Origin of the sequence: Streptomyces sp. NPDC048349, from assembly GCF_040651925.1 — a bacterium.
Lineage (GTDB): Bacteria > Actinomycetota > Actinomycetes > Streptomycetales > Streptomycetaceae > Streptomyces.
Genome location: NZ_JBEZLA010000001.1, coordinates 147595 through 161348 on the forward strand (window position 1 = coordinate 147595; position 13754 = coordinate 161348).

Here is a 13754-nt window from a genome sequence, read left to right on the forward strand (position 1 = left end):
TCAGCCCGCGTTCTGCTCGTTCTGCCGGGATTCGGCGAGGATCTTGCCGAGCGCTTCGTCGAGGTTCTCCTCGAAGTCGCCCAGGTTGCGCTCCTGCCCGAGCGGAACGAGCCGGTCGGTGCGGTCGAGGAACGCGACGAGAGGCGCCGCGCCGGCGCGGAACAGGGCCCGGTCGCCGCCGACCTGTAGGCGGATGTGGACATCGGACAGTTCTTCGGGATCGGTGGGGGCGATGTGCACATCGCCGTCACCGCACGGCTTGTTGATGCCGTCGAGAAGGAGCTCCCGGCCGAACGCCCAGGTCACGGGCGCATCTCCGGGAAGGTGGAAGGTCAGGCGGACTGCGTAGGGGTCACGTGCGTCGTACCGGAGTTCCACCGGAATCCTGAACGAGAGCTCCTCGGAAACGAGGAAGCTCATCATGACCTCTGCCTGTACCGACTCGCGCATTGCCTACCCCGCTGTAGTGGAAGTGGCCAGGAATGGTCCCCCAAGGCCCTCTTGACAAGAGTGGTGGAAGCGCCAGCAGATCACAAGGAGTGAGTTTTCAGATACTGATAGAGAAGGAGAGGGTGCTCAACAGCGCGCCTACTTCACTGCGTAGTCGATCGACTGCATAGAGCAACCGCGCTTCTTGGTGCAGGGGCATAGAAATGGCCATGGTCGCGGCGGCATCGCCCGCGGTAATGGGAATGGCCGCACATACCGTGCCCAGGGCATATTCCTGGCGTTCGGTCACAGGCTGCATTCGCTCCAGGGATCCGATCCGCTGCTCCAAGGACCGCTGGTCCGCCACGGTGTACGGGGTGATGGCCTCGACCGGGTGCCGGGCGTAGTAGTCCTTGCGCGTCTTCTCGTCGAGCTGGCCGAGCAGGCACTGCCCGATGGCGTGCGCGTGGCCGGTCTCCCGGAAGTCGGCCCACTCCTCGCAGGCCGGGTTGGCCGGGGTGTCCGAGACGCCCACGAGCTCGATCTCACCCTCGCGGAACACTGCGAAGTAGACGGGGGCCCCGACGGCGTCGCGGAAGTGCGCGAGCGAGTCGACGATCATGCTGCGACGTTTCTGCTGGAGTCCCCCACCGGCCAGCCGCCCGGCCGCGTCGCCCAGGACGAAGACTCCGCCCTCCCTGCGCAGATAGCCCTCGTGCGTCAGGGTGCGCAGCAGGTGGTACGCGGTGGGGAGCGGGAGCCCGGCCTCACGCGCCAGCTGTTTCGCCGGGGCCCCCGTGCTGTGCGAACCGACCGCTTCTAGCAGCCTCAGCGCCCGCTGCACCGAACCGATCAGCGTCGGCACGGCGTTGTGAACCGAAGACAAAGCTCACCCCCAGGCGTGGCGGCGGGCTGTGGGGGCCCGCCCTGCGGGGGCCGCCCCCGCGTGTGCCGTGACTCCTGGGGGTCGTGCGCAGCACCTACATGAGACAACCGCCGTTCAGAGCGGAAGTACCGGCTTTCGGTGCCCAGGGAGCGGCACAGATTGCCACTCTATCCGCCGGTTCCCGCAGTGTGGGCGGTTTCGCGCACCATGTTCCCTCGCCTGGCCCAACCCGGAACTGGCAGGTCCGGTCTACCACTCACCGGAAGAGGACTTGGCCCCGTTGCCGCTGAACTTCTTCACCATGAAGATCAGTCCGCCGACGAGGGCGACGAAGAGGAGCAGCTTGAAGACGAACGAGATCAACGCGCCGAGAATGCTCGTGATCACACCGCCGAAGACGAACAGCGCCAGAAGCGGGACCGCAACCCACTTGACCCACCAGGGCATGCCTGCGAATAGCTCTCGGATGCCGTCCATGTCCTCGACCCCTTACTCGTCTTCCTCGTCCGTGACTTCCTGCTGACGATGCTAGGAGGCGGCGGTCCCGGGCGGGCGCCCGGGAGCCCCCGCAGTCCCCTGATCCGCCCCCTAGGGGGATCGGGGCCGCGACCCTCATCCAGCGGGGCGCTCAGCCCTCGGGCGGGGAGAACACGACCATCACCCGCAGGTCCTCGCTGATGTGGTGGAACTTGTGCGGGACCCCCGCCGGGACGTAGACGACACTGCCGCGCGCCACCGTCGTCGTCTCCTCCCCGACCGTGATCGAGGCCCGGCCGCTCACGACGAAGTACACCTCGTCCTGGCGGTGCGGCTGCTGCGGGTCGCTGTGTCCGGCATCGAGCGCGTACAGCCCGACCGACATGTTCCGCTCGCGGACGAACTGCAGATAGGCGCCGTCGTTGGCGGCCCGCTCCGCCTCGAGCTCGTCAAGCCGGAAGGCTTTCATCGTTGTTGTGCCCCTTGTACTCGATCGTTCCCTCGCATCCGCTGATCTGCGGATGTCCCACCGGGATCTTCTCTGCCACGATCAGACACATGACGAATTTCGTAGTCAAGACGCTCGCCAACGCAGCGGCCCTGGCCGTCGCCATCTGGCTGCTCGCCGGCATCACCCTCGACGACGGGAGCAGCCTGGGCCGCAGGACGCTCACCCTGCTGCTCGTCGCCCTGGTGTTCGGCCTGGTCAACTTCATCGTCAAGCCCGTGGTGAAGCTGCTCTCGCTGCCGTTGTTCATCCTCACCCTCGGCCTGTTCACCCTGGTCGTGAACGCCCTGATGCTGCTGCTGACCTCGTGGCTGGCCAAGCAGCTCGACCTCAGCTTCCACGTCGACGGCTTCTGGACCGCGGTCGTGGGCGGCCTGATCATCTCCGTCGTCTCCTGGGCCGTGAACATGGTCCTGCCCGACAAGAACTGAACGGGCTCCCCATGTACCGCGTGTGCTTCGTCTGCACGGGCAACATATGCCGCTCGCCCATGGCCGAGGCCGTCTTCCGCGCGCACGTCGCGGGGGCCGGGCTCAGCGACGTGGTCGAGGTCGACAGCGCCGGAACGGGCGGCTGGCACGAGGGCGACGGCGCCGACCCCCGCACGGTCCGCCTCCTGGAGGCCGCCGGATACCGGCAGGACCACCGGGCCCGGCAGTTCCGCGCCTCCTGGTTCGACCGCCTCGACCTCGTCATCGCCCTCGACGCCGGCCACCTGCGGGACCTGCGGGCGCTCGCCCCCACGCCGCAGGACGCCGCCAAGGTCCGGCTGCTGCGGTCCTACGACCCCTCGGCCCCGGCCGCCGGCGCCGACGTACCCGATCCCTACTACGGCTCCCTCGACGGTTTCGAGGAGTGCCTGCAGCTGGTGGAAGCGGCGAGCCCCGGTCTTCTGGACGCCGTACGCGAGGCCGTGAAGGAGCACATCGCATGAACGAGGACGCGTACGGGTCCGCCCGTCTCGGCGACGGCACGCGCGCCGTCCGGGCCGGGCTGCCCGACCCCGTCAAGAACGAGCCGCCGCTGCCCGGTCCGGTCTTCGCCGCCCACTTCCACCTCCCCGGCGACGTCGAGGGCCCGTACACCTACGGCCGCGACACCAATCCGACCTGGACCCTGCTGGAGCGGGCGGTCGGAGAGCTGGAGGCCCCCGGCCAGGAAGTGCACACCATCGCCTTCGCCTCCGGCATGGCCGCGGTCTCCGCCGTCCTGCTCTCGCAGGCGCGCACCGGGGACACGGTGGTCCTGCCCGACGACGGCTACCAGGCGCTGCCCCTGCTGCGGACGCAGCTCGAGGCCTACGGAATCCACGTCCGTACCGCCCCGACCGGGGACGACGCCCAGCTGGCCGTGCTCGACGGCGCCCGGATGCTGTGGATCGAGACCCCTTCCAACCCCGGGCTCGACGTGTGCGACGTACGCCGGCTCGTGGAAGCGGCGCACGCCGGCGGGACCCTGGTCGCCGTCGACAACACCCTCGCCACCCCGCTCGGCCAGCGGCCGCTCGAGCTCGGCGCGGACTTCTCGGTCGCCAGCGGCACCAAGGGCCTGACCGGACACGGCGACCTGCTGCTCGGCTACGTCGTGTGCCTCGACGCGGAACTCGCCGCCCGGGTCCGGCAGTGGCGCAAGATCGTCGGGGCGATCCCGGGTCCCATGGAGGCCTGGCTCGCCCACCGCTCCCTGGCCACCATCCAGCTGCGCGCCAGGCGCCAGTGGGCCAACGCCCTGGCCGTCGCCGAGGCGCTGGGCGACCGCGGCGAGGTCACCGGGGTGCGCTATCCGGGCCTTGCCTCGGACCCGTCGCACAAGACGGCTGCCCGCCAGATGCGCGGCTTCGGTTCGGTGGTCTCCTTCACGCTGCCTGATCGCGCCCACGCCGAACGCTTCATGTCGGCCCTCCACTTGGTCGAGGACGCGACGAGCTTCGGCGGAGTACGGTCCACCGCCGAGCGGCGCGGGCGGTGGGGCGGCGACGCCGTGCCGGAGGGGTTCATCCGCTTCTCGGCCGGTGCGGAGGACACCGAGGACCTCGTCGCGGACGTACTGCGCGCCCTCGACCGCGCGCTGCCGGCGGCCGACGGCGGCTGAACGGGGCGTGGAGCGGCGGTCCGAGCCTCCCCCCTCGTGGCTCGGACCGCCCTCGGGTTCTGTCGGCGAAGAACCACGTGACAAGGCTAGTTGACTCTGCGTCAGAGTCCAATCACGGTAACGACAGCGGGCTATCGGCATATTTATAGTTGAAGGCCCCCACCGAGAGGTGCCGCGATGGACCTGGCCCTGCTGCGCACCTTCGTCGCCGTGCACCGGGCAGGTTCCTTCACCCGGGCCGCCGCCCTCCTGGGGCTGTCACAGCCCGCCGTCACCTCGCAGATCCGCACCCTGGAACGCCAGCTGGGCCGCCCGCTCTTCCACCGCCGGGCCCGCGGTGTCACCCCGACCGCCGTGGGCGACGAGCTCGCCCACAAGGCCGCCCCGCACCTCGACGCGCTGCTGCGGATCACCGAGGCCGAGCGGGAGGCGGCCGGCGCGCTGCGCACCCTGCACGTCGCCGGGCCCCCCGAGTTCCTGTGTCTGCGCGTGCTGCCCGCCCTCGCGCCGCTGGTCGGCCAGGGCCACACGCTGCGCGCCGCGCTCCAGACCGGCGCCGAGGAGACCCTCGACGGGCTCGCCGCCGGTCACCACGACCTCGTCGTGACCACCGCCCACCCCCGGGGCGGACTCTTCACCGCCACCGCGCTGTGGGACGAGGAGCACGTCCTGGTCGCCGCGCCGTACTGGGCCGCCCTCATCGGCACCGACCAGCTGCGCGAGGCCGGTCCCGCCGCTCTCGCGGGCATCCCGTTCGTCGAGGTCCACGAGAGCCTGCCCCTCGTCACCCGCTACTGGGCCGCCGTCTTCGACGCCCGGCCGGAGGCCGGTGACGCCGCGGCCACGGTGGTCGTCCCCGATCTGCGCGCCGTACTGGAATGCGTGCGGGCCGGTGCCGGATTCGCCGTCCTGCCCCGCTACCTGTGCCAGGACGCCCTCGACAGCGGCCGGATCGTGGCCCTGGCGGAGCCCCCGGTGCCACCGCTGCGCACCTGGTTCCTCGTCGTCCGGGCCGGCAGCCTCGCTCTCGCCCATCTCGCCCGTGCGCACGAACGGCTCCTGCACGCCGCCGCACGCTGGTGAGCCCCGCTTTCCGGCCCCTGGCGCGTTTCAGAAGGTGTGCCGTGGGCCACTCTTCTCCCATGACCGAACGTCCCGTGGTCAAACGCACCGCCCGCGCGATCCTGCTCGACGGTGACGACCTGATCCTCATCAAGCGCACCAAGCCCGGCGTCGATCCGTACTGGCTCACCCCCGGCGGCGGGGTGGAGCCCTCGGACGCCACCGTCGTCGACGCCCTCCACCGGGAGGTCCACGAGGAACTCGGCGCGAAGATCACCGATGTGGTGCCCTGCTTCGTCGACACCGTCGAGCACATCGCCGACGGGGGAGTGACCGGCGTGAAGGTGCAGCACTTCTTCGTCTGCCACCTCGAATCGATGGACCCCAGCCAACGGCACGGCCCCGAGATGGACCACCCCGAGGGCGAGTACGAGATCGTCCGCGTCCCCTTCAGCCGGGTGGGGATCGCCGCCGTGCACCTCGTCCCGCTGTCCCTGCGGCACTACCTCGACGGCAACATCGAGGGCGTACGCGCCATGCACGCACCCGACCTGGGCTGAACCCCGACCGGGAGGGGCGGGCCCGGCCGGTTCAGCCGGCCACGCCCGCCAGCTCCTCCACCGCGTCGTGGCGGATCCGGTCGTCGGGGATCCCGATCCGCTTGAGCTCGTCGATCCCGCTGCGGATCATCGCCGGCGGCCCGGATATGAACGCGTCGTACGAACTCCACGGCCCGTGCTCGCCGACCGCCTGCGGCAGCTGCCCGGCGAGCCAGTCGCCGACCACCGGCCGCACCGACAGCCAGGGGTGCGAGCGCTGCAGCCCCAGCAGGGTGTCCTTGTCGTACAGGTCGTAGTCGCTGCGGGCCCCGAAGAACACCTCCACCGGACGCCGCTCCCCGTGCTCGGCCACGTCCTCGATCAGCGCCTTGATCGGGGCGATTCCGGTGCCTCCGCCCAAGCACAGCATCCCGTTGTCCGTCGTGTGGTCCACCACCATCGACCCGGCCGGCGGCCCCAGGCGCAGGACGTCGCCCGGCCGGGCGTGGCGCACCAGCGCGTTGGAGACCCAGCCCGCGGGCACGGCCTTGACGTGGAAGGACAGCAGTCCGTCGGCGCGCGGCGCCGAGGCGAAGGAGTAGTGCCGCCACACCCGGGGCCACCACGGGGTCTCCAGGCTGGTGTACTGGCCGGCCAGGAAGGCGTACGGCTGGTCGGGCCGCACGGTCAGCACGGCGATGTCCGAGGTGCGCAGTTCGTGGGAGACCACTTCCGCCTGCCACCACGCCGGGCTCTTGACCTCGTCCTCCGCCGCCGCGTCGATCATGATCTGGGAGATGGCGGTGTACGCCCGTACCCACGCGGCCTCGGCCTCCGGCCCCCAGGTCGCCTCCGCGTACCGGGCCAGCGCACCGATGAGGGCCTCGCCCACCACCGGGTAATGGCCCGCCAGCGTGCCGTACTTCCGGTGCCCGGTGCCCAGCCGGCGCAGATAGGGCGTGAGCACCTGCGGGTTGTCGATGTGCTCGGCCGCGGTCAGCAGAGCCTTCAGCAGCCGGTCCCGCTGGACGTCCATGGCGGCCGGGAACATGCCGCGCACTTCCGGATGCCCGGTGAACACCAGGGCGTAGAAGTACGAGGTCACCTTGTCGGCGACGGGTGCGATGTCCGCGAGGGTCCGGCGGATGAGCACGGCGTCCGGCGAGGGCTCGGCCGCACCGCCCTCGGTGGGTATCCGGCCCGTCCCCCCTCTGGCCGATCTGGTGGGCGGAGCGTCCATGTGGTGCCTCGCTTCAAGCATCTCGGTCGGTCTGCACTCGCCACGGTCTGTGAATCCGTGGTTCCGGGTTTTACAGCCTGCCAGCCTGCCCGGAGACCTGCGGGGAAATGCGGGAAATCCGCGTTTCGGACCCACCTTCCTCTTAAGATGCCGCAACTCCCGGGCGTGGCAGACCGACGAGCTGGTATACCTCCCGAAGGTCCCGGCCTTCGTAGACGTGCGTGGCGCGCTCCGCCAGATACGGCCGCGCGTTGACCGCCACCGAGACCGGCACCGCCTCGAAGAGCACCGCGTCGGTCAGCGAGTCGCCGTAAGCGACGCAGTCGGCGCGGCTCACCCCGAACTGCTCGCACAGCCGGTCCGCCACCGTGACCTTGCCCTCGGGCGTCAGGATCCCGGAGACCTCCATGGGCCCGGCGAACGGCACCTTCGGGAACACCGAGCCGTGTGCGGCGTGCGCGCCCCACTCCAGCAGCAGTTCCACGAAGAAGGAAGGCGACAGGGAGATCACCGCGCAGTAGTCGCCGCGCTCCCTGATCTCCCGCCACACCTCCTGGATGCCCGCCAGCCACGGGGAGCCGTCGAACGCCGCCCGGACGTGCTCGGGCGTCAGCGCCGACCACAGGGCATGAACGGCCACGGAGAACTGCTGCGGGCCGATCTCCCGCGCGCTGAAGGACCGCTCCAACTCGGTGATCTCGGCGCTCAGTCCGAGCTGTCGGGAGATCTCGACCGGCGCCGCGGAGCCGAACATCAGGGTGCCGTCGAGGTCGAAGAGGTGCAGGGTGGCCATAGCCATCGAGGCTAAACCGTCCCCTTCGCGTACAGCCGATGTTTCACGTGAAACATCGGCACGTTTCACGTGAAACATTCCTCGCCCAAATCCTCTGGACGGCCCCCGACTCCATGATCCAGTCTGAGTCGGTGACACCTCCACACCTGACCGAGCTGCCGATCCGAGCGCTGACCGCGGACGATCTCCGCCACTGCGCCGACTTGTCCGAAGACCGCGGCTGGCCCCGCGAGGACCACAAATGGGGACTGCTGCTCGCCGCCGGAAGCGGCTACGGTGTCGACGCCCCGGACGGGCAGGGGCTGGCCGCCGCCTGCGTGGTCACCCGCTACGGCGGCACGCGCGCCGAACCGGAGCTCGCCGCCATCGGCATGGTCCTCGTCGCCGACCGCTACGCCCGCCGGGGCCTGGGCCGCCGCCTGATGACACACGTCTGCGACGACGTCCTCAAGGGGATCCCGCTCACCCTGCACGCCACGCCCTACGGCCGCCCGCTCTACGAGGACCTGGGCTTCGAGACCACCGGCCGCGCCGAGATGCTGAAGGGCGTCTTCCGCCCCAATCCCGCGGCCGAGCCCTCCGGCGGCACCACCGTCCGGCCCGCCACCGCCGAGGATCTCCCGCGGATCCTCCAGCTGGACACCGAGGTCTTCGGCACCGACCGGACCCACATCATCACCAGGCTTCCCGCCTTCACCGACCGGCTGCTCGTCGCCCAGGACCGTGCCGGCGCCCTCACCGGCTACGCCGCGATCTGGCCCAACATGGAGACCCATGTCATCGGCCCGCTGATCGCCCGCGACACCGCCGGAGCCCAGGCACTCGTCACCGCCCTCGCCGCGACCACCGACCGGCCGCTGCGCACCGACGTCGACGTACGCCACGAGGAGCTCGTCTCCTGGCTCAAGGACCGCGGCCTCGGCTCCGTGGCCTTCAACGCCGTCATGACCCGTGACATCCCGGGCCTGCCCGGCGACTGGACCCGCCGCTGGGCACCGCTCACCGTGGCCGCGGGCTGAGAGAGGACACCCCCTGTGACCGACACCCCCGAACCGGCCATCCGTCCCGCCGCCGAGGCCGATCTGCCCGCCATCGTCGCCATGCTGGCCGACGACCCCCTCGGTGCCACCCGGGAATCCCCGGAGGACCTCACCCCGTACCTGGCGGCTTTCAAGCGCCTGGCCGAGGACCCGAACCAACACCTCGTCGTCGCCGTCCGCGGGGACCGCGTCGTGGGCACGCTCCAGCTGACGATCGTCCCGGGGCTCTCCCGCAAGGGGTCCACCCGCTCCATCATCGAGGGCGTCCGCGTCCACGCCGACGAACGCGGCAGCGGCCTGGGCACCCGCTTCATCGAGTGGGCAATCGAGAAGTCCCGTACCGAGAACTGCCGGCTCGTCCAGCTGACCTCGGACGCAACCCGCACCGACGCCCACCGCTTCTACGAGCGGCTCGGCTTCGCCGCCTCCCACGTCGGGTTCAAACTGCAGCTCTGACGGGCCGGATCCGCAGGCCGGGGCGCTGTGCCGGCGGCCCGGCCTACGATCGGGAGGATGAGCCCCAGCCTGCCCCTCGTCACCACCGCCGAGCGCCGCCACCGCCTCGGCCGACGCCACCGCCTGGCTCCCTCGGCCCGCGCCGCCACGGTCTCCGAAGCCGCCGACGCAGTCGTCGCCCTGCACGCCACCGACGCCGCGACCCTCTTCCTCTCCGTCCGCGCCCGGCTCGCCGAGGGCGGCCCGTCCACCGTCGAGCAGGCGCTCTACGAGGAGGTGAGCCTCGTCCGGCTGCTGAGCATGCGCAACACGCTCTTCGCCGTCTCGACGGGCCTCGCGCCGTACGTCGACTCCTCCACCGCCCGCGCCATCGCCGTCAAGGAGCGCCGCGCCCTCCTCAAGCACCTCGACGAGGACGGCCAGGGCCTGGACGCCGCCTGGCTGGCCCGGGCCGAGACCGCGGCACTCGACGCCCTCGACAGCGGCGGGCCCTGCACCGGCAGCCAGCTGTCCGCCGCCGTACCGGCCCTGCGCCAGAAGATCACCGTCGGCAGGGGCAAGAAGTACGCGGCGGAGACGGGGGTCGCCACCCGGGTCATCCGCCTGCTGGCCGCCGACGGCCGGATCCGCCGCGACCGGCCGCGCGGCTCGTGGACCTCCAGCCAGTTCCGCTGGGTCCACACCGAGCCCTGGCCCGCCCTGCCCGCCACCGAGGCCCGCGCCGAGATCGCCCGCCGCTGGCTCCACGCGTACGGGCCGGCCACCGAGGCCGACCTCAAGTGGTGGACCGGCTGGACCCTCGGCGACGTCCGCAAGGCCCTCGCGGCCGTGGGTCCCGAGCAGGTGCGCCTGGAGAACGGGACCACCGCCCTCGTCAGCCCCGGGGACACGGCACCCGAACCGGCTCCCGAACCCTGGGCCGCCCTGGTCCCCGGCCTCGACCCCAGCGGCATGGGCTGGGCCGACCGCGGCTTCCACCTCGACCCGGCCCACCGGCCCGCCCTCTTCGACTACGCCGGCAACATCGGCCCCACGGTGTGGTGGAACGGCGAGATCGTCGGCGGCTGGGCCCAGCGCGGCGACGGCGAGATCGTCTGGCGGCTGCTGGCGGACCCCGGCCGCGCCGCCGAGGAGGCGATCACCGCCGAGGCCGCACGCCTTGCCGCATGGGTCGGGGACGCCCGCGTCACCCCGCGCTTCCGCACCCCGCTGGAGCGCGAACTCACCGCCTGAGCCGGACCGTCAGCCGATGCCCCGCCAGCCCTGCGGGTCCACCCCGCCGGGCACCGGGGCCCCGGCCTCGTACGGCTCGCGCGTGAACACGAAGGACGCCAGGTCCAGGTGGCTCACCGTGCCGTCGGCGCGGCGCACGGCACGCAGCGTCTCTCCCGCGTAGTACCCGGACAGGCCCGTCCAGGTTCCGTCCGGCTCCGCCCGGAACCGCGCGGAACGCCCGGTCGTGCCCACCGGGGCCAACTCCAGGGATCCGTCCGCCTTCAGCCGCACCACCTGGGCCGACGTCCCCCAGTACCAGGGCCCGGACACCTCCAGTGGCACCTGGTCGGCCTCCTTGAACGGCCGCCAGGGCTGCGGGAACCGCGGCTCGGCCTCCGCGACCACCGCCACCAGATCGGCGGCCACCGCCGAGACGGGCAGCCCCGAGGTGCAGTTCGCCAGCACCACCGCCGCCACGTCGTCCGCCTCGCTCAGCCACAGTCCCGCGACGAACCCGGGCAGCGATCCGGTGTGTCCCGCGAGCCGGCGCCCGTCCTGGGCCATCAGCTGCATCCCCAGCCCGTAGCCGAAGTCGGCGAAGCCCGGCTCCGGCGGCGCCGCCGACGTGCGCATCTCCCGTACCGAATCCGCACCCAGCACCCGCTCGTCGCCCCGCAGCAGGAAGTCCGCGAAGCGCGCCAAGTCCCGTGTCGTGGACCACAGCTGACCGGCCGGAGCCATCAGACCCAGGTCCTCCAGCGGCTCGGGCATCATCAGGTCCGCCCACGGGTGCACCGCCCAGCCGCCCGCGTGCGGGGCCTGCGGCGACCCGCTCGTGCGGTCCAGCCCGAGCGGCTCCAGCACCTCCGCCCGCAGCACCTCTTCCCACGGCTTCCCGCGCAGCGCCTCGATCAGCGAACCCAGCAGCGTGTACCCGGGGTTGGAATAGTGGTGCCTGCGCCCCGGCGAGTGCCGCAGCGGCTCGTCCCCCAGCACGTCGGCGAGCTCGGGCCGCAGCGCACCGGGCGTGCGCTCCCACCACTCGCCCGGGGTCTCCGCGGCCAGACCACCGGTGTGGGCCAGCAGTTGGGCGATGGTCGCCTCACCCGCGCCGGTACCCGGCAGGTGCTTCTCCAGCGGATCTGCCAGCCCCAGCAGGCCCTCGTCCCGCAGCCGCATCACCAGAACGGCGGTGAAGGTCTTGGTGATCGAGCCGATCCGGTACTGGACGTTCCCGTCCGGGCCGTGCCCCTCCACCGAGGTCCGGGAACCCTCCCAGACCACTTCTCCGCCCCGCACCACGGCCGCCACCACGGATGGAGCCCGTCCTTCGCTCTGGGCCACGGCGATCCTGTGCCTCAGCGCGCGCCGGGTCGCAGGGAGAAGTTCACGGTCTTCAGAGAGCTCATCCATGATCGGATGCTATGTGTTCGCCATGTCCACGAACCGCGAATAATGGCCCTGGAAGGCGACCGTGATCGTCGCCGTGGGGCCGTTGCGGTGCTTCGCGACGATCAGGTCCGCCTCGCCCGCGCGGGGGGACTCCTTCTCGTACGCGTCCTCGCGGTGCAGCAGGATCACCATGTCGGCGTCCTGCTCGATCGAGCCCGACTCACGCAGGTCGGAGACCATCGGCTTCTTGTCGGTGCGCTGCTCCGGACCACGGTTCAGCTGGGACAGCGCGATCACCGGGACCTCGAGCTCCTTCGCGAGCAGCTTGAGGTTTCGGGACATGTCCGAGACCTCCTGCTGGCGGCTCTCGGGACGGCGCGAGCCACCCGACTGCATCAGCTGGAGGTAGTCGATGACCACGAGGGAGAGGTCGTTGCGCTGCTTGAGCCGGCGGCACTTGGCGCGGATCTCCATCATCGACAGGTTGGGCGAATCGTCGATGTAGAGCGGGGCCGCGGACACGTCCGGCATCCGCCGGGCGAGGCGGGTCCAGTCGTCGTCCGTCATCGTGCCCGAGCGCATGTGGTGCAGGGCCACCCGGGCTTCGGCCGACAGGAGGCGCATCGCGATCTCGTTGCGCCCCATTTCGAGGGAGAAGATCACGCTGGGCAGGTTGCTCTTGATGGAGCAGGCGCGCGCGAAGTCCAGCGCGAGCGTGGACTTGCCCATGGCGGGACGGGCCGCGATGACGATCATCTGGCCGGGGTGCAGGCCGTTGGTCAGGGAGTCGAGGTCCGTGAAGCCGGTCGGCACGCCGGACATCTGGCCGCTGCGCGAGCCGATCGCCTCGATCTCGTCGAGGGCGCCCTCCATGATGTCGCCCAGCGGCAGGTAGTCCTCGGAGGTCCGCTGCTCGGTGACCGCGTAGATCTCGGCCTGGGCGCTGTTGACGATCTCGTCGACGTCCCCGTCGGCCGCGTAGCCCATCTGTGTGATCTTCGTACCGGCCGCGACCAGGCGGCGCAGGACGGCACGCTCGTGGACGATCTCCGCGTAGTACTCGGCGTTCGCCGCCGTCGGGACCGACTGGACCAGGGTGTGCAGGTACGAGGCCCCGCCCACCTTGCTGATCTCGCCGCGCCGGGTCAGCTCGGCGCCGACCGTGATCGGGTCGGCCGGCTCTCCCTTGGCGTACAGGTCGAGGATGGCCTGGTAGATCGTCTCGTGCGAGGGCCGGTAGAAGTCGTGGCCCTTGAGGACCTCGACGACGTCGGCGATCGCGTCCTTGGACAGCAGCATGCCGCCGAGGACCGACTGCTCGGCGTCGAGGTCCTGCGGGGGGACGCGCTCGAAGCCGCCGCCCGCGCCGCCGCCGTCCCAGGAGCCGCCCTCGCGGCCCCGGTCGTGCTGCTCGTCCCCGCGGCTGCGGCCCTCGCCGTTGCGCCGGGGGCGGGGGGGCAGACGGTCTCCCGGACCGCTGTCGGCCCAGGGGTCGTCCATGGGCTCGGGCAAGCTCACCGGGCCGCCTCCTCCCGTCCGCAACGCGGACCTCGCCGTGCCACTCTTTCTAGGGCACGGCTCTGACATGTGGGGCACCCGTAGCCGCCTGTCGGCGAGTCGGGCAAC

At 71.3% G+C, this 13754-nt stretch carries 16 protein-coding genes; 8 read left to right on the top strand and 8 right to left on the bottom strand.

Features of this window, described 5'->3' with window-relative positions:
• From AB0D44_RS00730 to AB0D44_RS00745, 4 genes are all read right to left on the bottom strand, one after another.
• Positions 1–450 carry an SsgA family sporulation/cell division regulator gene (locus tag AB0D44_RS00730; RefSeq protein WP_362582366.1) on the bottom strand — a complete coding sequence of 150 codons (450 nt, stop codon included), beginning with the start codon at positions 448–450 and terminating at the stop codon, positions 1–3.
• 97 nt (positions 451–547) lie between these two features.
• Positions 548–1315, bottom strand: a complete 768-nt coding sequence (locus tag AB0D44_RS00735; RefSeq protein ID WP_362582368.1) for a helix-turn-helix domain-containing protein — start codon at positions 1313–1315, stop codon at positions 548–550.
• Between the two features lie 249 nt (positions 1316–1564).
• Entirely contained in the window at positions 1565–1792 is a 228-nt protein-coding gene (locus AB0D44_RS00740; RefSeq protein WP_362582371.1) for a DUF5326 family protein, read from the bottom strand.
• Between the two features lie 151 nt (positions 1793–1943).
• A complete protein-coding gene (locus AB0D44_RS00745) occupies positions 1944–2261 on the bottom strand; it encodes a cupin domain-containing protein (RefSeq protein ID WP_362582374.1) in 318 nt (105 codons plus the stop codon).
• Between the two features lie 89 nt (positions 2262–2350).
• On the opposite strand from AB0D44_RS00745, the gene AB0D44_RS00750 reads away from it, so the two are divergent.
• The 5 genes from AB0D44_RS00750 (at position 2351) to AB0D44_RS00770 (ending at position 6013) form a co-directional block, all read left to right on the top strand.
• Entirely contained in the window at positions 2351–2731 is a 381-nt protein-coding gene (locus tag AB0D44_RS00750; RefSeq protein WP_362582376.1) for a phage holin family protein, read from the top strand.
• An 11-nt stretch (positions 2732–2742) separates the two neighbouring features.
• A complete protein-coding gene (locus AB0D44_RS00755) occupies positions 2743–3234 on the top strand; it encodes a low molecular weight protein-tyrosine-phosphatase (protein ID WP_362582378.1) in 492 nt (163 codons plus the stop codon).
• Positions 3231–4391, top strand: a complete 1161-nt coding sequence (locus AB0D44_RS00760; protein ID WP_362582381.1) for a cystathionine gamma-lyase — start codon at positions 3231–3233, stop codon at positions 4389–4391. The genes AB0D44_RS00755 and AB0D44_RS00760 overlap by 4 nt, the downstream gene beginning before the upstream one ends.
• A gap of 177 nt (positions 4392–4568) precedes the next feature.
• The gene (locus tag AB0D44_RS00765) at positions 4569–5474 is read left to right on the top strand and encodes a LysR family transcriptional regulator (RefSeq protein WP_362582384.1); all 906 of its coding nucleotides are present in this window, start codon (positions 4569–4571) and stop codon (positions 5472–5474) included.
• 59 nt (positions 5475–5533) lie between these two features.
• Positions 5534–6013, top strand: a complete 480-nt coding sequence (locus tag AB0D44_RS00770) for an NUDIX hydrolase (protein WP_362582387.1) — start codon at positions 5534–5536, stop codon at positions 6011–6013.
• A gap of 31 nt (positions 6014–6044) precedes the next feature.
• Here AB0D44_RS00770 and AB0D44_RS00775 read toward each other — a convergent pair whose 3' ends face one another.
• Complete coding sequence (locus tag AB0D44_RS00775) at positions 6045–7232, bottom strand: globin domain-containing protein (RefSeq protein ID WP_362582390.1); 1188 nt, start codon at positions 7230–7232, stop codon at positions 6045–6047.
• Between the two features lie 142 nt (positions 7233–7374).
• Positions 7375–8025 (bottom strand): haloacid dehalogenase-like hydrolase, encoded by a 651-nt coding sequence (locus AB0D44_RS00780; RefSeq protein ID WP_362582392.1) that lies wholly within the window; start codon positions 8023–8025, stop codon positions 7375–7377.
• A gap of 131 nt (positions 8026–8156) precedes the next feature.
• On the opposite strand from AB0D44_RS00780, the gene AB0D44_RS00785 reads away from it, so the two are divergent.
• The 3 genes from AB0D44_RS00785 to AB0D44_RS00795 are packed head-to-tail and all read left to right on the top strand — an operon-like array spanning position 8157 to position 10754.
• Positions 8157–9044 (top strand): GNAT family N-acetyltransferase, encoded by an 888-nt coding sequence (locus AB0D44_RS00785; RefSeq protein ID WP_362582395.1) that lies wholly within the window; start codon positions 8157–8159, stop codon positions 9042–9044.
• A gap of 15 nt (positions 9045–9059) precedes the next feature.
• Positions 9060–9521 (top strand): GNAT family N-acetyltransferase, encoded by a 462-nt coding sequence (locus AB0D44_RS00790; RefSeq protein WP_362582398.1) that lies wholly within the window; start codon positions 9060–9062, stop codon positions 9519–9521.
• A 57-nt stretch (positions 9522–9578) separates the two neighbouring features.
• Positions 9579–10754, top strand: coding sequence for a winged helix DNA-binding domain-containing protein (locus tag AB0D44_RS00795; protein ID WP_362582400.1), 1176 nt, complete (start codon positions 9579–9581; stop codon positions 10752–10754).
• A gap of 9 nt (positions 10755–10763) precedes the next feature.
• Here AB0D44_RS00795 and AB0D44_RS00800 read toward each other — a convergent pair whose 3' ends face one another.
• Both AB0D44_RS00800 and dnaB read right to left on the bottom strand, forming a co-directional pair.
• The gene (locus AB0D44_RS00800) at positions 10764–12149 is read right to left on the bottom strand and encodes a serine hydrolase domain-containing protein (protein ID WP_362582403.1); all 1386 of its coding nucleotides are present in this window, start codon (positions 12147–12149) and stop codon (positions 10764–10766) included.
• A 9-nt stretch (positions 12150–12158) separates the two neighbouring features.
• Entirely contained in the window at positions 12159–13628 is a 1470-nt protein-coding gene (gene dnaB, locus AB0D44_RS00805) for a replicative DNA helicase (protein WP_362582840.1), read from the bottom strand.
• Positions 13629–13754: the final 126 nt, after the last annotated feature.

Bases quoted from the DNA above. Each gene is read 5' to 3' on its own strand.
- AB0D44_RS00730 (WP_362582366.1), bottom strand. From the start codon at position 450: ATGCGCGAGTCGGTACAGGCAGAGGTCATGATGAGCTTCCTCGTTTCC.
- AB0D44_RS00740 (WP_362582371.1), bottom strand. From the start codon at position 1,792: ATGGACGGCATCCGAGAGCTATTCGCAGGCATGCCCTGGTGGGTCAAG.
- AB0D44_RS00745 (WP_362582374.1), bottom strand. From the start codon at position 2,261: ATGAAAGCCTTCCGGCTTGACGAGCTCGAGGCGGAGCGGGCCGCCAAC.
- AB0D44_RS00750 (WP_362582376.1), top strand. From the start codon at position 2,351: ATGACGAATTTCGTAGTCAAGACGCTCGCCAACGCAGCGGCCCTGGCC.
- AB0D44_RS00755 (WP_362582378.1), top strand. From the start codon at position 2,743: ATGTACCGCGTGTGCTTCGTCTGCACGGGCAACATATGCCGCTCGCCC.
- AB0D44_RS00760 (WP_362582381.1), top strand. From the start codon at position 3,231: ATGAACGAGGACGCGTACGGGTCCGCCCGTCTCGGCGACGGCACGCGC.
- AB0D44_RS00765 (WP_362582384.1), top strand. From the start codon at position 4,569: ATGGACCTGGCCCTGCTGCGCACCTTCGTCGCCGTGCACCGGGCAGGT.
- AB0D44_RS00770 (WP_362582387.1), top strand. From the start codon at position 5,534: ATGACCGAACGTCCCGTGGTCAAACGCACCGCCCGCGCGATCCTGCTC.
- AB0D44_RS00775 (WP_362582390.1), bottom strand. From the start codon at position 7,232: ATGGACGCTCCGCCCACCAGATCGGCCAGAGGGGGGACGGGCCGGATA.
- AB0D44_RS00780 (WP_362582392.1), bottom strand. From the start codon at position 8,025: ATGGCCACCCTGCACCTCTTCGACCTCGACGGCACCCTGATGTTCGGC.
- AB0D44_RS00795 (WP_362582400.1), top strand. From the start codon at position 9,579: ATGAGCCCCAGCCTGCCCCTCGTCACCACCGCCGAGCGCCGCCACCGC.
- AB0D44_RS00800 (WP_362582403.1), bottom strand. From the start codon at position 12,149: ATGGATGAGCTCTCTGAAGACCGTGAACTTCTCCCTGCGACCCGGCGC.
- dnaB (WP_362582840.1), bottom strand. From the start codon at position 13,628: ATGGACGACCCCTGGGCCGACAGCGGTCCGGGAGACCGTCTGCCCCCC.